Source organism: Streptomyces tailanensis (genome assembly GCF_008386495.1).
Classification (GTDB): domain Bacteria; phylum Actinomycetota; class Actinomycetes; order Streptomycetales; family Streptomycetaceae; genus Streptomyces; species Streptomyces tailanensis.
This window is the reverse complement of record NZ_VTHJ01000032.1, coordinates 12,910-28,170: the sequence shown is the minus strand read 5'-3', so window position 1 is coordinate 28,170 and position 15,261 is coordinate 12,910. Positions and strand designations below refer to the sequence as shown.

Sequence of the window (15,261 nt, the reverse complement as noted above, 5' to 3'; positions counted from 1 at the left end):
CCCCGCGCAAGAACCCAAGGAGCAAGCGACATGACCAGCTCGAACATCGACATCGCCCACGCCTACTTCCAGGCCGTTCAGACCGGAGACATGGCCGCTCTCGGCGAACTCCTCGACGCCGACATCGTCTGGCACCAGCCCGGCGCCAACCAGTTCTCCGGCGAGCACAAGGGCCAGGACGCCGTCTTCCAGATGCTCGGCAGCATGATGGAGACCAGCCGGGGCACCTTCGCCATCGACAAGATCCACACCCTCATGGGCAACGGCGACCTGGTCGCCGCCACCATCCACTTCACCGGCCGCCATGACGACGCGTCGATGAGCATGGACGGCGTCGACCTCCTGCGCGTCGAGAACGGCAAGATCACCGAGATGTGGCTCTTCTCCGCCGACCCGGCCGCCGAAGACGCCTTTTGGGGCTAGAAGCTGTGGTGCCCGGGGCCGACTCGGCCTCGGGCACCCACGAGCCGATCCGTACGCACACGAAAGGCACCCACATGCGGAAGATGACCGAGCAGCAGTGGCGGGCGTTCGTCACGTACGGCACCCGCACCGGCAAGCTGTCCACCGTCCGTGCCGACGGCAGCCCTCACGTGACACCGGTCTGGTTCCTCCTCGACGGCGACGACATCGTGCTCACCACCGAGAAGAGCGGGGTCAAGGGCCGCAACCTCGCCCGCGACGGACGGTTCGCCCTCTGCGTCGATGAGGACCGGCCCCCGTACGCGTTCGTCCTCCTCCAGGGCCACACGACGATCTCCGAGGACCCGGACGGCATGCTGCGCTGGGGCGGCCTCCTGGGCACCCGATACATGGGCGACGACCGTACCGAGGAGTACGCCGCACGCAACGGTGGCCCCGGTAACCTCCTCGTCCGGGGCCACATCGACAAAGTCATCGCCTTCGCCGGTATCGCCGACTGAATCGTGGGCTGATGGGCCGGGGCCGGGGGCTGCGTTCGGTCGGCCCCGGCTGATCAACCCACGGGCACTGCCGAGCCGTCGCGGCTCACGATGCCGGTCGGCCGGGCTGCTTCGGCGCCCGCGTAGCCGGCACTGGCGTCTGCGCGGCGGCCTTCCGCTCCGCGTCCAGGGCGCGTCCGGCTGCCCGCAGCGTGCTGAGGACCGCGGTCACCTCGCGTACGGACTGCTCGGGAATCACCGACCCGATACGCAGTTCCAGCTCCTCCTCGAAGACCTTCAGTGCCCCGTCCACCAGCTTCCGCCCCTCGGGCGTCAGCTCGACGATCGAGGAACGGCGGTCGTTCGGATTGGCCCGCCGCCCACACAGGCCCGCCGACTCCAGCCGGTCGACCACCTTGCTCGTGCCGCCCACCGTGATCGAGAACTCCTCCGCGATGTCCTGGACCCGCCGCCCGGGCCGCCGCAGCAGCAGGTGCAGCACCTCGAACGAGGTCAGCGCCAGGTCGTACTCGGCTCGCAGCCGCCCCTCGATGCCATCCCACAACTCGATCTCCAGCGAGACCAGCTCCCGGTACAGCAGCTTCAGGTCAGCGTCAGCCATCACTCATCTTCCGAAGAATTATCTTCCATAGAAAGTTAATTGTAGGCTACCACCATGGCCAAGCGCACGGACTGGAGTCATCACCCCGTACGGCCCGACCTGGTCGCGGAGTTCCCCGCCAACAGAGCGGTCGACGAGGGTCAGTACCCTCACCCCGTCCGCTTCCTGTGCCTGCGCGACGACCTCACAGTCCAGCAGGTCCCGACCTTCGGCAGCTGACAGAACCCAGGCCGCCCTTCTCTCGGAGCGGCCGGTAGAGCCAACGTGGCCTGACGACGTGCTGGTTCAGAGAAATAGTCAGCCTGCTTCCTGATCTCAGTCGCAGCATCGGAGGATTTCCAGGTCTTCGTGTTGGCGAAGGTGTGCTCGACCTGCGCGGGGACTGTCGGTGTGTGGCAGGCGGCGGCTTCGGCGAACGCGCTCAAATGGTTCACCTCCGCGCGAGCGGAGGTGAACCGCAGCGCAGCGAACACAAAGTCACGCGACAGTCCTGCTCTCCGCGTGTCGGCGGCCACTTCACATTCCCCAAGCACGGCCAGATACGTGATCACGATCGGTGATCGATGAGGGCTGGGTCACAGCGGGCCTCCAAGAACGCCTGGTAAGCACGGCGTATGGAGGAACTTGCACGGCTCAGCGATATCGAGCAGGCCGCGGCCTGCGACGGACATCCGGTCTGGGCCGCCCAGGGACAAGGCGGTGACGGCCTGGGGCCGGGGGTACGGGCCTGGTGCCACGGCGCGGCGCTGGCGGTGGCGAGCCCGAACCCTCAACAGGACCGGCTTGCGGTCAAGGGCGACGGCGCCGACGCGGCCGTATTGGTGCGGCCGATCCTGGAGGAGATCGGCCCGTCCTACCGAGTCTTGGGGGAAGCTGCCTTGATCGATGCGCTGGTGCGGCAACTGCCCAACCTGGCGCCGGTCCACAACTTCTTCTGGATGGAGGCCACGTCCCCATCCGGTGCCGCCGCCGCAGGCGTGCGGTGGCTGAACGCCCGCGAGGAGAAGGAGGCGACCTCGCTGTTCGACTGCTTCTTCCCTGACTCCTACGCGCAGCCAAGACGCGCGGGCATGCGCCGCTGGGCCGGGGTCGTCGGCGAGGTGAACAATAGCGTCGGGGCGAAGCCGCTGGCAGTGGCGGCGGACGCGTGGTCCGCGGTCGGGTGCGGATTCATGGGCGGGGTGGTCACCCACCCCGCCGCCCGCGGGCGCGGTCTTGCGCGGGCCGTGTGCGGCTTCGTCGTGGACGCCCTCGTCAACCAGCACGGCCGCGCCGCACTCATGGTGCTCACCGGTAACGCGCCGGCCATCGCCACGTATGAACGCCTCGGCATGGCCAAGCGCCTGTTCGGGGCTGCGCACATCGCGGCCAGGTGAGGCCAGGGCTCCACCGTGGCAAGCCAACGCGGGCCCGCTCACGCGGAGTGATCACTGGCGGCCAGATAACTCCCCGCTAACTGGCCGCCAGTGGGGAATCCCGACCGGCCGCTATCATCACAGCGGCCAGTGTGATCTCCCCGTGTACGGCCACTCAGCTCAGTGACTGTGGGTGACGAGTAAGGGCCGACTCGGAGCTACCGGAAGTGAGTGGTCACGTAGACTCGCCAGCCATGGACGACCGTGTGCGGGGCAGCTTCGAGGTGAACGGGCGCAGACTCTCCTATCTCGATTTCGGCGGGCCGGGCCCGGTTCTCATCGCTCTGCACGGGCATTTCAGCGAGGGCGCGGATTTTGCTCCACTGGCCGAGCGGCTGGGCTCCCCATGGCGTGTGGTCGCGCTCGACCAGCGGGGGCATGGCGAGTCCGATCGGGCCAGCGACTACGAGCGCGGCAGCTACGTCGGTGACATCACAGCGTTCCTCGACCACCTCGGGCTGGTGGAGGTGGCACTGCTTGGTCATTCCCTGGGTGGCGTGAACGCCTACCAGTTCGCCGCGCGGCATCCCGACCGCGTCACCGCGCTCATCGTCGAGGACATCGGAGCGGTCTGCGACATCGACCTGACCTTCGCAAGGAGACTGCCCGACCGCGTCGCGACCCGAGACGGGCTCGTCGAGGCCCTGGGCGCCGCCGCGCCGTACCTGGAGCGGACCTTCAGGGAGCGAGCAGAAGGCTGGGGCTTCTCCTTCGACGCGGCCGACACGGTCCGGTCCCAGCAAGCACTGTCCGGTGTCCATTGGCACGACTGGCTGAGCGTGCGATGCCCGACCCTGCTGATCCGGGGCACGCGTAGCGACGAACTGTCGGCCCCCCACGCCCGCGACATGGCAGCGAAGCGATCGATCCGTCTCATCGAACTGCCCGCCGGACACGTCGTTCACCATGACCAGCCGGACGCCTTCGCCGAATGCGTCCGGCGGTTCCTAGCCCCCGTCGACAACATCGCCAACCCATAGCTCACCGGCTCTGTCGCCCGGATCGCAGTCGCCATGACTGCGCCGATCGGCCGCCACCGACACTCGCTACGGGCCGACTGCGCCACTACAACCAGTGACAATCATGGCCAGTTGGCTCCCCATCGACTGGCCGCGAGCGGGGAATTCCAACTGGCCGCTATCACCCTGTTCTCCGCGCGAGCGGAGGTGAACCGGACGAGCAGGGGAAGCGGCTTTTCGTCGCCTCCTACACACTTTCTCGCCGGTCGAACACTGACCCGCTGGCGGCGCTTGAGGGCCTCCAGCTCACCCTGGAATCAGGAGCCCGGCCGGGTAGCCTGACGGCACAACGTCTGGCCTGCAAAAACGGCCGTAGAGGCTTCGCTCCAACACCCGGGGCGGAGCCTGTGCGCGTTGGAATGGGAATCCGCTGCGGGCGTGTTCCAATCCCCTCCTTGAGCTGGTGCCATCGTCCTCTATGTCTTCAGCGCGATCCTGCCGGGCCTCATTGAGGCCGAGTTGAGGCCGCAAGGACAGGAACAGACTGACAAGGGCTGAGGAGTACCCGCATGGATAACCGCATCTGACCTGCGAAAACGTCAAGGATGAGCGTTGATCGGCAAGGGTCGCCAAGATCCTCGAAGGACTCATAATCCGTCGGCCGTGGGTTCGAGTCCCACCCGCCCCACTACTCGCTACGCGAGGAGAATCGATCTGACCAGCAATTTTGCTGGCGGGTACGCGAGTTGAGGGATGCCCTCGACATGCCTTGATCACACTTTCATGATCGGCAGGATGAATTCGGGACGTCGAGTCCGGTCAAGTCGGACATGAGGTCCATGGGGTGAGTCGTCTCGGTGTCGGGCAAGCATCCGCTAGTCCGCCCCGCATCGGGAAACGGTCCTGATGGAAACGCCACAACGTCCTGCGTGCCCCCCGAGCGGCCTGATTCATGGCGCCACCGGCGCCCAGGGTGCCCCCGTTGTCGCCGCTCTCGCCGTCGCAGAAGGCCCGTGACCGCTGTGACCCGCGACGAGCACGCCGTCGTGGACGGCGCGCGCATCGTGTCCGCCGCCTACTCCTCCGCCGCCGACCTGACCGACGCCTACCGAGGTGCCGCAGGGGTCTTCGTGCACCTTCCGGTGACCGCGGAAGAGAACCGTCGGCTCTTCGTGGGCAACATCCTCACCGCTGTTCGCGAGGCCCGGCCGGACCGCGTCGTGTTGTCCACCAGCGGCTTCCCGATCGATCCCGCCATAGGCGGTGCCGCCGTGACCCTGACCGCCGGCCTGGCCGACAGCGGCGTGTCCCACGCGGTGATCGCGCCCGAGCTGTACCTGGAGAACCTGCTCATGCCGTACGTCATCGACTCGGTCCGTGAACGCGGCGTGCTGCCCTACCCGATCCGGGCCGACTTCCCCGTCTCCTGGGCCTCCCACCTGGATAGCGCCGACACCGCCGTCGCCCTGTTCGACCGCCCGGACGTCACTGGCGAGGTCACCGTCGGCCAGTACCCGGCGATCACCGGCCCAGACCTGGCCGCGGCGTTCGGCGCCCACCTCGGCACGACCGTGACCTTCGGCTCTATCACCCCCGAGGACTTCCGCACCTCCGTCGCCCCGCTCATCGGGGAGGGGCCCGCCGCCGACATCGCGCACGCCTACCAGGCCATGAGCGCCCTTCCGGACCGCTCGATCACGCCCGAGAACTCCGCTCAGAAACTGCTCGGCATCACTCCCCGCACCACCCGCCAGTGGCTGACCGACATGGTTCTCTGACCGCAATCACTGCTGGCTTCGGCCGGGTTCGACAGGCATGACGTGGCAGGCCGGCCGTAGTCCCTGGCGGCCTGCCACGTCCTCCGCGACTGCACAGCGGGCGCGAACGGACAGGGCGGATGGTGGCCCTGGGAACTACCGGTCCAGGCTGAGATCCGCTACTGGAGTACCGGCGGGCTCAAGTCCGCCTTCGGCTGCCTGGGCCGGCCGCGATTCGGGAGGAACCTCCGGATGTACCTTTGTTTTATGCACGCGCGGCTGTCCCTGCTCGTGGGCACCGACAAGGGGATCACCGAAAGTGAGATCCTCCGGTTGGCCCTCCAGCACGGGGTGGCCGAATCGGACGCACTGGGCGGCGCCATCCATCTGCGCGGTCCGATGTCAGCCCTGCGTCTCGTATCGTCGACCGGTCTGCCCCCGGCACTCACCCGTCCCTGGGAAATCGTCGACCAGGACGGACCGACGGTACCGGCGAGTGCGGTGCGCGAGGGCCGCAGCGTGTGGGTGCCGGCTGAGCCCCCTGATGCTCCCGGGCCGCCGACGAGACCGTGGCCGGGTGCGGGACTCGCTTCCGTACCGATGTCCAGTGGGGACCGCACGATCGGCGCACTCACCCTGCTGATGGGGGGCGAGCCGACCGGGGAGCAGTGGGGGTTTCTGCGGAACGTCGTCGCCTGGGCCGAGGAGTGGATGCGTCAGGCGCCGCCGCCCGCCTCGCCGCGGGAGGGGCTGAGCGGCCGTCGGCTCCGGCAGGCTTTGAAGGCCGTCACGGTCGGCACGTGGGACTGGAACATCCGCACCGGCGAGCTGCTGCTGGACGAGGCGGCGAGGGCCCTGTACGGCGGCGACGACCCGGCCAATTACGTGCCCCGGATCGAGAGCTGGATGCAGGTCATCCACCCCGACGACCTTCCGTGGACGCTGGCCGCGGCGGAGCGGGCGATCCGCGACGGCACCGTCTATGAGGCGGAGTACCGGGTGCGGCGCCCGGACGGCAGCTACGGCTGGACGCAGTCCCGCGGCTCGGTCGTGGAGTACGACGACGGGGAACCGGTCCGGATGGTGGGCATGGGATGGGACAGCAGCGAGTCCCGTACCGCCCGCGACGCGCTCAGCCGGGCGTTGCGCCACATGAGCGACGGCTTTCTCCTGGTGGACGACGACTGGCGGATCACCTTCGCCAACCTGGAGGCGGAGCGCACGCTCAGTGCCCGGGAGGAGGAGCTCTTCGGGCGTGTCCTGTGGGACCTGCCCCCCGTGCGACAGATCCCCGATCTTGAGGCCCGATGCCGGAAGGCCGCCGCCACGGCCACGTCCGAGGGCTTCGACGTGCGGATAGCGGCTGGGCGCCGGCACCACCTCCGGCTTGTCCCCGGGCCCGACGGGCTCACCCTGTATCTCACGGACGTCACCGAGAAGAGGCGGCGCGAGTCGGAGCAGGCCGCCGCCGCGCGGGCCGCCGCCGAGCGTTCGGCCCGGATCGCGGAACTGACCACCGCGCTCGCCAAGGCGACGACGTCGCACGATGTGGTGGAGGCGGTCGCCAAGCGGGTGCTCCCGCCGTTCGGGGCCAGCGGCCTGGCCGTGTTGACCATCGAGGGCGACCGGACAGACGTCGTCGGCGCCGTGGGTTACCCCCAGGCCTTCCTCGACGCGCTCAACGGCCAGCAGGTGACGGCGAGCGATCCGGTAGGGGAAGCGGTCAACACCGGCGCGCCGCTGTTCGTCGCCTCGGTCGAGGAGTACGCGGAGCACTATCCGCATCTCGCCGGCCGACCGCAGCTGGCAGGCAAGCAGGCCTGGGCGTTCCTGCCGTTGACGGTCTCCGGGCGCACGTTCGCCGTCTGCTCGGTCGCCTTCGACCGGCCACGCCGCCTCACGCATGAGGAGCAGACTCTGCTGACCGCGATCAGCGCGCTCGTCGCACACGCCCTGGAACGGGCCCGGCTCTACGACGCCGAGCACACGCGCTCCCAGGAACTGCAACGCGCGCTGCTTCCCCAGCGGCTGCCCGAAGTGCCGACGTGCACCGCCGCGGCGCGCTTCCTCCCCGCCGGGCAGGGAATGGACGTGGGCGGCGACTGGTACGACGTCATCCCGCTGTCCGCCGACCGGGTCGCGCTCGTCATCGGCGACGTGATGGGCCACGGCCTGTCCGAGGCGGCCACCATGGGCCGGCTGCGCACCGCCGTCAAAACCCTGGCCGACCTGGAACTGCCCCCCGACGAGATCATGGGCCACCTCAACGACATCGTCTGCGGACTCGGCGAGGACGCGTACGCCACCTGCCTGTACGCGCTCTACGACTCCACCACCCGGATCTGCTGCATCGCCCGGGCCGGTCACCCGCCCCCCGCGGTGGTTCAGCCCGACGGCACCGTGTACTTCCCGGAACTGGCCCCGGATCCACCGCTCGGCGCGGCCGATCCACCGTTTGAGACGGTCGAGCTGACGCTGCCGGACGAGAGCCTTCTCGTGTTGTACACCGATGGCCTGGTCGAGTCGCCCAGCCGCGAGATCGACAAGGGAATGGCTGAACTGGAGCAGCTTTTGCGTACGGCCGACTGCAGAGATCTCGGACGGCTCTGCGACATTGTCACCACCGGGCTGCTCGCCGGGGGGCGGTTCACCGCCAATGACGACACCGCCCTCCTCGTCGCACGCGTCCATGCGCTCGCTGCCGACCAGATCGCGTCCTGGCAGCTCCCAGAGGACCCTCGAGCGGCTGGTCAGGCTCGCGAACGAGTCCGGGAGCAGCTGTCCTCCTGGGGACTGGACGACCTGACGATGACGACGGAACTCATCGTGAGCGAGCTGATCGGCAACGTCGTACGTCACGCGAAGGGCCCGGTGGACCTGCGGCTGCTGCGCAGCGCCAGCCTGACCTGCGAAGTCTCCGACGGAAGCCTGACCACACCCCGCATGCGCCGCGCGTCCGAGACGGACGAGGGCGGGCGCGGCCTGCAGCTCGTCGCGGCGCTCTCCCAGCGGTGGGGCACGCGTTACACGGCGGTCGGGAAGTCCATCTGGACTGAGCAGGCGCTCACCGGTGTCCCGGACGGCCTGCCGAGCGCCGGTGGCGTGGTGAGTGCGGGGGAGTCTCAGCGGCTGTCCGCCGCACAGGCGGAGCAGACGACTTCGTCCGTGGCGGTCCGGTCCATCTCGACCGCGATGTAGGAACGTTCGCAGGTGCGGCAGCGGACGCGGGCTTCCCAGATGTCCTCGACCTCGTCGCGCGGGTCGCTTCCGGTGGCGCGTACGGGGTCGGGGCCGAACCTCAGCGCCAGCCAGTACAGCCCGGCCGCCAGGACTACGGTGATCAGCGGCGCGAGCCGGGCAAGAGCGGTGTGCGCCGTCTGCTCCGTGAGCGTGATGCCGATGGCGGAGGCCACCACCCAGGCCCCGGCTCCGGCGGTGACCGGCGCGAGCCGCAGGGGCCGGAACTCGGGCAGCCCGTCGCGGTCGGCGCCGCGTAGGGCGATGTGGACCAGGGCGATGGCCACCCAGGCGGTGACGAAGACGCCCTGCCAGGCCAGGGCGCGCAGCAGGTAGCCGAGTACGTCGGTGAGCATCAGCAGGTACGCGATGACACCGGCGACCGCCACCCAGGCGACACGCGGCAGCCTGACCCGCAGCACGCGGGCGGCGAAGGCTTCCAGGTTGGTGGAGGCGAGGTAGTAGTTGGCGGTGTTGATGCGGGTCTGGGACACGATGATCACTAGGACCCCTGCGAATCCGAGTGTGCGGATGAACGCGTCCACCACCCCCGTCTCGGAGCCCGCGATGTCCCAGGCGCGCAGCAGGTAGATGCCGATCAGACCGTTGACGGCGAACGTGCAGAGGTAGAACACCCAGCCGAAGGTGACGGTGGAATGGAATCCCTGGTCCGCCGCCCTGCCGAAGCGGGCGTAGTCCACGGTGTACATCATCATGATCCACACGCCCATGTAGATCAGATACGAGGTCAGCCAGCCCGGGAGCGTTCCGTCGGCGGCGGCCGGAGCGGAGCCCAGCCAGTCGTTCGGGTAGCCCTGCTTGACGGTGGCCGTGATGACGACGGCGAGCAGCCCGGCAACGTACAGCGGGAGCAGTACTCCGTTGAACTTGTCGAGCCAGACCCGGACTCCGCCGATGACCAGCGGCAGGGCGTAGAGCACCACGGCGAGGTACCAGAGCTTGATCTCGCCGCCGAAGTACCGCTGGAGGGCCACCGCGATGATGGACCCCTCGAAGACGCCGTAGTAGACGGCGGTGGCCGCGAAGATCAGCGGTGCGAGCGCCGAGCCGAGCACGCCGAACAGTCGACGGGAGAGCAGGGCGACGGTGAGGCCCGTGCGGGCGGCGTACCGGGACAGCACGAAGTTGACCACTCCGTAGGTGACCATCGACAGGGCCATGCCCACGATGGTGGCCGGCGTACCGACGGCGTCTGCCGAGGCCACCGCGATGTACAACCAGAACATGGCCGAGAACAGGGCTCCCCAGGCCATCGCCAGCGACCAGCGGCCGGACCGCCAGGACAGGGGCACGACGTGCGTTGAGTAGTCCTCGGTGGTGGCCTCCTTGACGACTCTCGGGTCGTCGGTGAAGGACACCTCCAGCGCCGGGCGGTCGGGATCCGTGGGCATGATCGCCTCCGGAAAAGGGGCGTGCGGGTCGCCGTGGACGGAAGAACCCTGATCGCCCGATTCGCGTGCGGGTAAGACGGTATCGCTTCTGTATCTTATGAGGCTTCTGTACCTTATGAGATCGCACTTCGCACGCTTATGAGGTATTTGCCCTCAGTCGTTGCGAACGGTGAACTCCGCCGAGCCGGGTGCCGTGGCCGGCAAGACTCGGCGGCCGCGGCTGCCGACCCGTACAGCGCGTCAGGCGGATGGTCCGGGCTTGACGGCTCCAGGACCACGTCCCTGCGGTCGGGCTGCGGCGGAGAGGCGGCGCGGCGGCGTCGGCGGGTGAGGCGGGGCCGGCGGCCTTCGGAACGGCCACGAACGCCGGGCGGGCAGGCCGCGGTCGCGGGTCTGCTTCGTCAACTCCTGTGCTGGCAACTCACTGTCGTGGCCTGTCCTGCGACGGTGCTGTCGATTGACCGCGGCGGTCATGGGGTCTGTCTGCCGTCCTCGTCACCCCGGCCCTGGGGGCGGGCCGGTGGGCCTCCGATGCCTGCCGCGATTCTCGCCACCATCTTGGCGAGCTGCTCGCAGGCCTGCTCGATCCTGTCCTGGGCCTGGTTTCGCTCGGTGATTGCTGCGGTGAGCAGCAGCGCGGTCAGCGCGGCGGTGCCGTTGAACGCCTGCAGAGCGATCATGTTGATGAACAGTTCGTGGCTGGCGAACGGGCCTGAGTGCCGGCGAGGATGGCGCCTCGCCGGAGCCTTCACGGCGCGCGAGAGTCATCGGGAGGTCTTTCCGGTCGGCTGGGCCTGTAGTCCACCATGCCAGCTGCCCACGGCCGATCCACCATGCCAGCTGTGTGGCCGTTTCACACCGTGCACTTTTGCGATGTCAGCTCGGGGTGCGCAAGGCGAGGATGGCCATGTCGTCGTGCCCGTCGCTGGAGTGGTGGTCGGCCAGAGCCCGCACGAAGTCCTGCAGGGGCAGGGCCGCGTGGGTGGTGGCGAGTTCGGCGAGTTCGTTCAGACTCTGGTCGATGGGGTGGTCGGGGTTTTCGACAAGACCATCGGTGAAGAAGACCACGGTGGCAGCCAGCGGCAGGGGGCGGGTGTGGTCGGGGCGGGGCTGCCCGCTGTCGACATTGAGCGGTAGTCCGGGCTCGGCGTACAGGTATTCCGCGCGCCGGTCCGGGGTGATCAGCAATTCGGGGAGAATCCGCTGTCGCCACCGGTGACCGGCAGTATTCCTACTTTGTGGACGCAAGGTCACCGCTGACGCAAAAGGACCTGACTGAGGTCGACGCAACGGCCGTCGCGCCGGCGCTGCGGCAGAACGACTGGGCGGGAGCGGCGATCGGTGCGGCCCGAGGGTACGACGCGGTGCTCTCGGGCGAGTCCGTGCCCACAGTGGCCGTAACGCCCGGCGAGGCGGACCCGGGTCAAGGCGAGCAGGTTGGCGTCGGCGGAGGCAGTTGGCTCCTCCTGTTTGTGGTGCTCGTTCCCGTGGTGCTGGTCGCGTTCGCCCTCATCAGACGCAGGTCGCGCAGGGCCGCCGCGCCGCGCGGCGGCGAAGAGACGTGGGGCGGGCCGTCCCCGGAGTCGCTGGCGGATCTCGACGCGCAGGCGCGCCAAGCTCTTACGAACGGCCTGCTGCGCCAATACTTCCCGAAGGGAACCGACCTTTCCCGATGGGCGGCGGAGGATATCGAGGCGGTCGCAGCCACGCTCAACAGTCGCCCCCGCAAGAGCCTCGGTTGGAAGACACCCGCCGAAGCCCTCAACGACCATCTACTATCGATCAAATAAGCCGGTGTTGCATCCACTGGTTGAACCTGGTCAATACGTGTCAATTCGGCACACCGACCGGCTTGCTGACATCGGCGCCTCCGCGTCGGTCGGCTCCGTGGCCGACTCGTACGACAACGCGATGGCCGAGGCGCTGAACGGTACGTTCAAGGCCGAGCTGATCGAGATGCAGGGGCCGTGGCGGGACGTCGACCAGGTCGAGCGGGCGATCTTCCAGTGGGTCACGTGGTACAACGAAGAACGCCTGCACTCCGCACTCGACTACATACCGCCCGCCGAGTACGAACGCGACTGGTGGCGACAACAGGAAGCCACCCCTCAGTCCGCCTGAAACAAGACCGCCGGACTCTACGAAACTCGGGGCAGCTCAGTCGGATGGACGAGGCGGCCGTGAAAGATGAGTGAGGCGGCCTGTTTCAGGCGGCGGACGCGGATGCTGACCTCGTATGCGTCGATGCCGTCGATGGCGGCGACGCGGGTAGTGAGGTAGCGGTAGAAGTCCTCGGCGTCGCGGCAGATGACGGTGGCCATCAGGTTGTGCCGTCCGCTGACGGCGCCGGCGAAGGCGACCTCGGCGTGCCGGGCGAGTTCCTCGCCGGCCGGTTCGATGCGGGCGGGGGCGACGCGCAGCCAGAGGGTGGCGTTGAGGGCATGGCCGAGGCGTTCGGGCAGCAGATCGACGTCGTAGACGAGCGTGCCCGAGGTCTCCAGGGCCTCCAGTCGGCGGGCGACGCGCGCGTTGGACCAGCCGGTGAGCTCGGCGAGGCGGGTGTGGGTGGTACGGCCGTCCTCGGCGAGGGCGGCCAACAGTGGGGCGTCCTCGTCCGTAGGGGTCTGGAGGGGGCCGGCGGGGACGGGGGGCCCGTCGCCGGTGAGCTGTCGTACCTGGTCGGGGGTGAGGCCGGCGCCATAGCCGGTCCATTCACTGGTCCCGGTCTCGCCGAAGGTGTGCAGGACCAGGTCGATGCCGACGTCGAGGACAGAGGCCGAGCGGGGCAGTTGGCGCAGCAGGACGTCGTCGCGTTCGGCCTCCACGGGGGAGCGGATCATGCAGATGATCTCCGAGCCGCCGGAGGCCAGGTTGGCGTAGGCGATGTCCGGCCGCTTGGCCAGGGAGTCCGCCAGGGGACCGACCCGGTCGGGGCGGGAACGGATGCGGGCCACCCACTGGGCCTGCCCGTGCACCGCCGGGTCGACCAGACCGACCACCCGCATCACCCCGCTGCGGCGCAGCGCGTGATAACGCCGGGCGGCCGTCTGTTCCGACACCCCGGTCACCTCGCCGATGCGCCGGAAGGGGGCACGAGGCGCACACTGCAGCGCGTGGAGGATTTTTCTGTCCACAGCGTCGATCACGGGGGAAGTGTTACACGTGTTCCTCGTGGCGTAGAGGATTTTATTCACTTCGGGCTGCTGGTTTCATGGTCGAAGACTTCGAGGCGGATGCTGGTCATGTGCTGATGCACCTCACCACGGCGGGCGTGGTCCCAGCCCACCGGGCGGCGCTCCCGCACACCGATCTCTCCGGCACCCAGCGGGTGGTCGGCGTTGTGCCCCCGGTCCCCGCGGCGGTGCTCCGGGCAGTTTGCGGGCCGACTGCCCGGTGGGGCGTCGCTGCCGCTCCTGACCGGCCCGGAGCGTCTTCCCCGCATCCCCCGTGGGCGCTCCGGGCCTCGGGCCCCGCTGCGCGGACGAGTCGGCCCACACCATCGCTCACGAGCCGAAACCCACATCCCCAGAGAGGTATCCGCCCCCGTGGACTTCACCGTCGACGCCTTCCGCTCGACACCCCCGTTCGACATCCTCGCCAAGCTCTTCGGACAGCCGGAGCACACCGACTGGCTCGACGAGAGCATGTCCTGGAAGCGGACCTGTTACATCGGTGACTGGTCGTTCCTGCCGCAGACCCGCTTCCGCGGCCCGGGTGTGCTGGAGCTGTTGTCGGGGATCTCGGTCAACTCCTTCCGACGGTTCCCGGTGGGCTCCTCCAAGCACGTCGTGCAGACCAACACGCACGGGCACGTCATGAGCGAGGGCATCCTGACCCGGTTGGACGAGGAGGACTACGTGTTCCACGGGCCGGGCGGCGACTGGGCCCGGTACAACCTGGAGCACGGCGACTTCAAGGTCACCGCCGAGGACGAGGGCTGGTTCGTGTACCAGGTCTCCGGCCCCGCGTCGATACCGCTGCTGATCGACCTGACCGGCGACGAGCGGCTGTTGGACACCCCGTACATGTATGCGGTGCCCATCACCCTCGCCGGGCACCGCATCTGGGCGCTGCGACAGGGCATGGCCGGCGAGGTCGGATTCGAGCTGCAGGGCCCGCGCGAGATCGGCACCGCCGTGTACGACACGGTTGTGCAGGCCGGACAGAAGTACGGCATCCGCCGCTTGGGCAACCGGGCCGCGCCCCTGAACCACCTGGAGAACGCCGTCCCCACCCGGAACCTGGACTATCTGCCCGCCCTGTACGAGCCCGAGGAGGCGGACTTCCTCGCCCACTTGCTCAGCTCACCGTGGCACATCCCGCGGGCGTTCATCGCGGGCAGCTTCGAGGGCGAGTCGCTGCGCGACTACTACCGCGACCCGGTGGAGCTCGGCTGGACCCGGCAGATCAGCTTCGACCACGCCTTCCTCGGGGACACGGCGCTGCGCGAGAAACTCGCCCGGCCCGTCCGGGTCCTGCGCACCCTGGTCTGGAACAGCGAGGACGTGCTCGACGTGCACCGCTCGCTCTATGGCGACGACCCGCACCACACCTTCATGGACATGCCCCGCGACCTGCGCGGCCACCTGTGGGTGGACCGGGTCGAGCGCGACGGCGTTCTCGTCGGTACGGCCACCCAGCGCGGCTACAGCTACCACTTCCGCCAGATGCTGTCCCTGTCCGTGCTGAACACCGCCGACGCCGAGATCGGCGCACAGGTCGAGGTCGTCTGGGGCAACCCGGGCGACCCGGTCAAGCGGATCCGGGCCACCGTAGCGCAGGCTCCGTACAAGCCTGTGCGCTCCCGTGTCGACCTGCGCCTCCATCTGGCCAACTACCGGGCCGAGTTCGGACCGGCCGTGTAAGCCGCGGAGAACCCCACCCACCGACGCCTGCGGGACGCCACCGGCAACATCCCGCAGGTCAGGGCTGCCCGCCCCCGGCACGGCAGCCCCCG

At 68.8% G+C, this 15,261-nt stretch carries 15 protein-coding genes and 1 pseudogene; 10 read left to right on the top strand and 6 right to left on the bottom strand.

The annotated features are described in order from the left end of the window. The first annotated feature begins 30 nt into the window (after positions 1-30). Positions 31-423 (top strand): nuclear transport factor 2 family protein, encoded by a 393-nt coding sequence (locus F3T56_RS24760; protein ID WP_149827583.1) that lies wholly within the window; start codon positions 31-33, stop codon positions 421-423. 74 nt (positions 424-497) lie between these two features. Continuing rightward, positions 498-923 (top strand): PPOX class F420-dependent oxidoreductase, encoded by a 426-nt coding sequence (locus F3T56_RS24755; protein ID WP_149827637.1) that lies wholly within the window; start codon positions 498-500, stop codon positions 921-923. An 85-nt stretch (positions 924-1,008) separates the two neighbouring features. Here the strand turns inward: F3T56_RS24755 and F3T56_RS24750 are convergent, their stop codons facing one another. Further along, positions 1,009-1,524 carry a MarR family winged helix-turn-helix transcriptional regulator gene (locus tag F3T56_RS24750; RefSeq protein WP_149827582.1) on the bottom strand — a complete coding sequence of 172 codons (516 nt, stop codon included), beginning with the start codon at positions 1,522-1,524 and terminating at the stop codon, positions 1,009-1,011. Positions 1,525-1,578: 54 nt separating this feature from the next. Here F3T56_RS24750 and F3T56_RS46345 point away from each other — a divergent pair, with 54 nt between their 5' ends. From F3T56_RS46345 to F3T56_RS24730, 5 genes are all read left to right on the top strand, one after another. Beyond that, a complete protein-coding gene (locus F3T56_RS46345; RefSeq protein WP_172639117.1) occupies positions 1,579-1,743 on the top strand; it encodes a hypothetical protein in 165 nt (54 codons plus the stop codon). A gap of 395 nt (positions 1,744-2,138) precedes the next feature. Beyond that, positions 2,139-2,900, top strand: a complete 762-nt coding sequence (locus F3T56_RS24745) for a GNAT family N-acetyltransferase (RefSeq protein WP_149827581.1) — start codon at positions 2,139-2,141, stop codon at positions 2,898-2,900. Between the two features lie 233 nt (positions 2,901-3,133). Next, the gene (locus F3T56_RS24740; RefSeq protein ID WP_149827580.1) at positions 3,134-3,919 is read left to right on the top strand and encodes an alpha/beta fold hydrolase; all 786 of its coding nucleotides are present in this window, start codon (positions 3,134-3,136) and stop codon (positions 3,917-3,919) included. Between the two features lie 992 nt (positions 3,920-4,911). Continuing rightward, the gene (locus tag F3T56_RS24735) at positions 4,912-5,676 is read left to right on the top strand and encodes a Rossmann-fold NAD(P)-binding domain-containing protein (protein WP_149827579.1); all 765 of its coding nucleotides are present in this window, start codon (positions 4,912-4,914) and stop codon (positions 5,674-5,676) included. A 246-nt stretch (positions 5,677-5,922) separates the two neighbouring features. Continuing rightward, positions 5,923-8,853 carry a SpoIIE family protein phosphatase gene (locus F3T56_RS24730; RefSeq protein WP_149827578.1) on the top strand — a complete coding sequence of 977 codons (2,931 nt, stop codon included), beginning with the start codon at positions 5,923-5,925 and terminating at the stop codon, positions 8,851-8,853. Here F3T56_RS24730 and F3T56_RS24725 read toward each other — a convergent pair. The 3 genes from F3T56_RS24725 to F3T56_RS24715 all read right to left on the bottom strand — a co-directional run bounded on the left by F3T56_RS24725 (position 8,778) and on the right by F3T56_RS24715 (position 11,558). Next, positions 8,778-10,304 carry a purine-cytosine permease family protein gene (locus tag F3T56_RS24725; RefSeq protein WP_216372998.1) on the bottom strand — a complete coding sequence of 509 codons (1,527 nt, stop codon included), beginning with the start codon at positions 10,302-10,304 and terminating at the stop codon, positions 8,778-8,780. The genes F3T56_RS24730 and F3T56_RS24725 overlap by 76 nt on opposite strands. Before the next feature lie 470 nt (positions 10,305-10,774). Continuing rightward, positions 10,775-10,984 (bottom strand): hypothetical protein, encoded by a 210-nt coding sequence (locus tag F3T56_RS24720; protein ID WP_149827577.1) that lies wholly within the window; start codon positions 10,982-10,984, stop codon positions 10,775-10,777. Between the two features lie 196 nt (positions 10,985-11,180). Further along, complete coding sequence (locus F3T56_RS24715; RefSeq protein WP_425473612.1) at positions 11,181-11,558, bottom strand: PP2C family protein-serine/threonine phosphatase; 378 nt, start codon at positions 11,556-11,558, stop codon at positions 11,181-11,183. 368 nt (positions 11,559-11,926) lie between these two features. Between F3T56_RS24715 and F3T56_RS24710 the strand changes: the two are divergent. Next, positions 11,927-12,094: pseudogene (locus tag F3T56_RS24710) on the top strand (transposase); the annotation flags it as partial. 37 nt (positions 12,095-12,131) lie between these two features. Beyond that, positions 12,132-12,425 (top strand): integrase core domain-containing protein, encoded by a 294-nt coding sequence (locus F3T56_RS24705; protein ID WP_149827575.1) that lies wholly within the window; start codon positions 12,132-12,134, stop codon positions 12,423-12,425. Between the two features lie 17 nt (positions 12,426-12,442). Here F3T56_RS24705 and F3T56_RS24700 read toward each other — a convergent pair whose 3' ends face one another. Then, positions 12,443-13,450: an Lrp/AsnC family transcriptional regulator gene (locus tag F3T56_RS24700; RefSeq protein WP_149827574.1), complete on the bottom strand. Its 1,008-nt coding sequence runs from the start codon at positions 13,448-13,450 to the stop codon at positions 12,443-12,445. A 44-nt stretch (positions 13,451-13,494) separates the two neighbouring features. After that, the gene (locus F3T56_RS24695) at positions 13,495-13,746 is read right to left on the bottom strand and encodes a hypothetical protein (RefSeq protein ID WP_149827573.1); all 252 of its coding nucleotides are present in this window, start codon (positions 13,744-13,746) and stop codon (positions 13,495-13,497) included. 103 nt (positions 13,747-13,849) lie between these two features. On the opposite strand from F3T56_RS24695, the gene F3T56_RS24690 reads away from it, so the two are divergent. Continuing rightward, on the top strand, positions 13,850-15,169 hold the full coding sequence (locus F3T56_RS24690) for an aminomethyl transferase family protein (protein ID WP_172639116.1): 1,320 nt from the start codon (positions 13,850-13,852) through the stop codon (positions 15,167-15,169). Positions 15,170-15,261: the final 92 nt, after the last annotated feature.

Excerpts from the sequence above, each read along its gene's own strand:
- F3T56_RS24760 (WP_149827583.1), top strand. The coding sequence starts at position 31 with ATGACCAGCTCGAACATCGACATCGCCCACGCCTACTTCCAGGCCGTT.
- F3T56_RS24755 (WP_149827637.1), top strand. The coding sequence starts at position 498 with ATGCGGAAGATGACCGAGCAGCAGTGGCGGGCGTTCGTCACGTACGGC.
- F3T56_RS24750 (WP_149827582.1), bottom strand. The coding sequence starts at position 1,524 with ATGGCTGACGCTGACCTGAAGCTGCTGTACCGGGAGCTGGTCTCGCTG.
- F3T56_RS46345 (WP_172639117.1), top strand. The coding sequence starts at position 1,579 with ATGGCCAAGCGCACGGACTGGAGTCATCACCCCGTACGGCCCGACCTG.
- F3T56_RS24745 (WP_149827581.1), top strand. The coding sequence starts at position 2,139 with ATGGAGGAACTTGCACGGCTCAGCGATATCGAGCAGGCCGCGGCCTGC.
- F3T56_RS24740 (WP_149827580.1), top strand. The coding sequence starts at position 3,134 with ATGGACGACCGTGTGCGGGGCAGCTTCGAGGTGAACGGGCGCAGACTC.
- F3T56_RS24730 (WP_149827578.1), top strand. The coding sequence starts at position 5,923 with ATGCACGCGCGGCTGTCCCTGCTCGTGGGCACCGACAAGGGGATCACC.
- F3T56_RS24725 (WP_216372998.1), bottom strand. The coding sequence starts at position 10,304 with ATGCCCACGGATCCCGACCGCCCGGCGCTGGAGGTGTCCTTCACCGAC.
- F3T56_RS24720 (WP_149827577.1), bottom strand. The coding sequence starts at position 10,984 with ATGATCGCTCTGCAGGCGTTCAACGGCACCGCCGCGCTGACCGCGCTG.
- F3T56_RS24695 (WP_149827573.1), bottom strand. The coding sequence starts at position 13,746 with ATGCGGGGAAGACGCTCCGGGCCGGTCAGGAGCGGCAGCGACGCCCCA.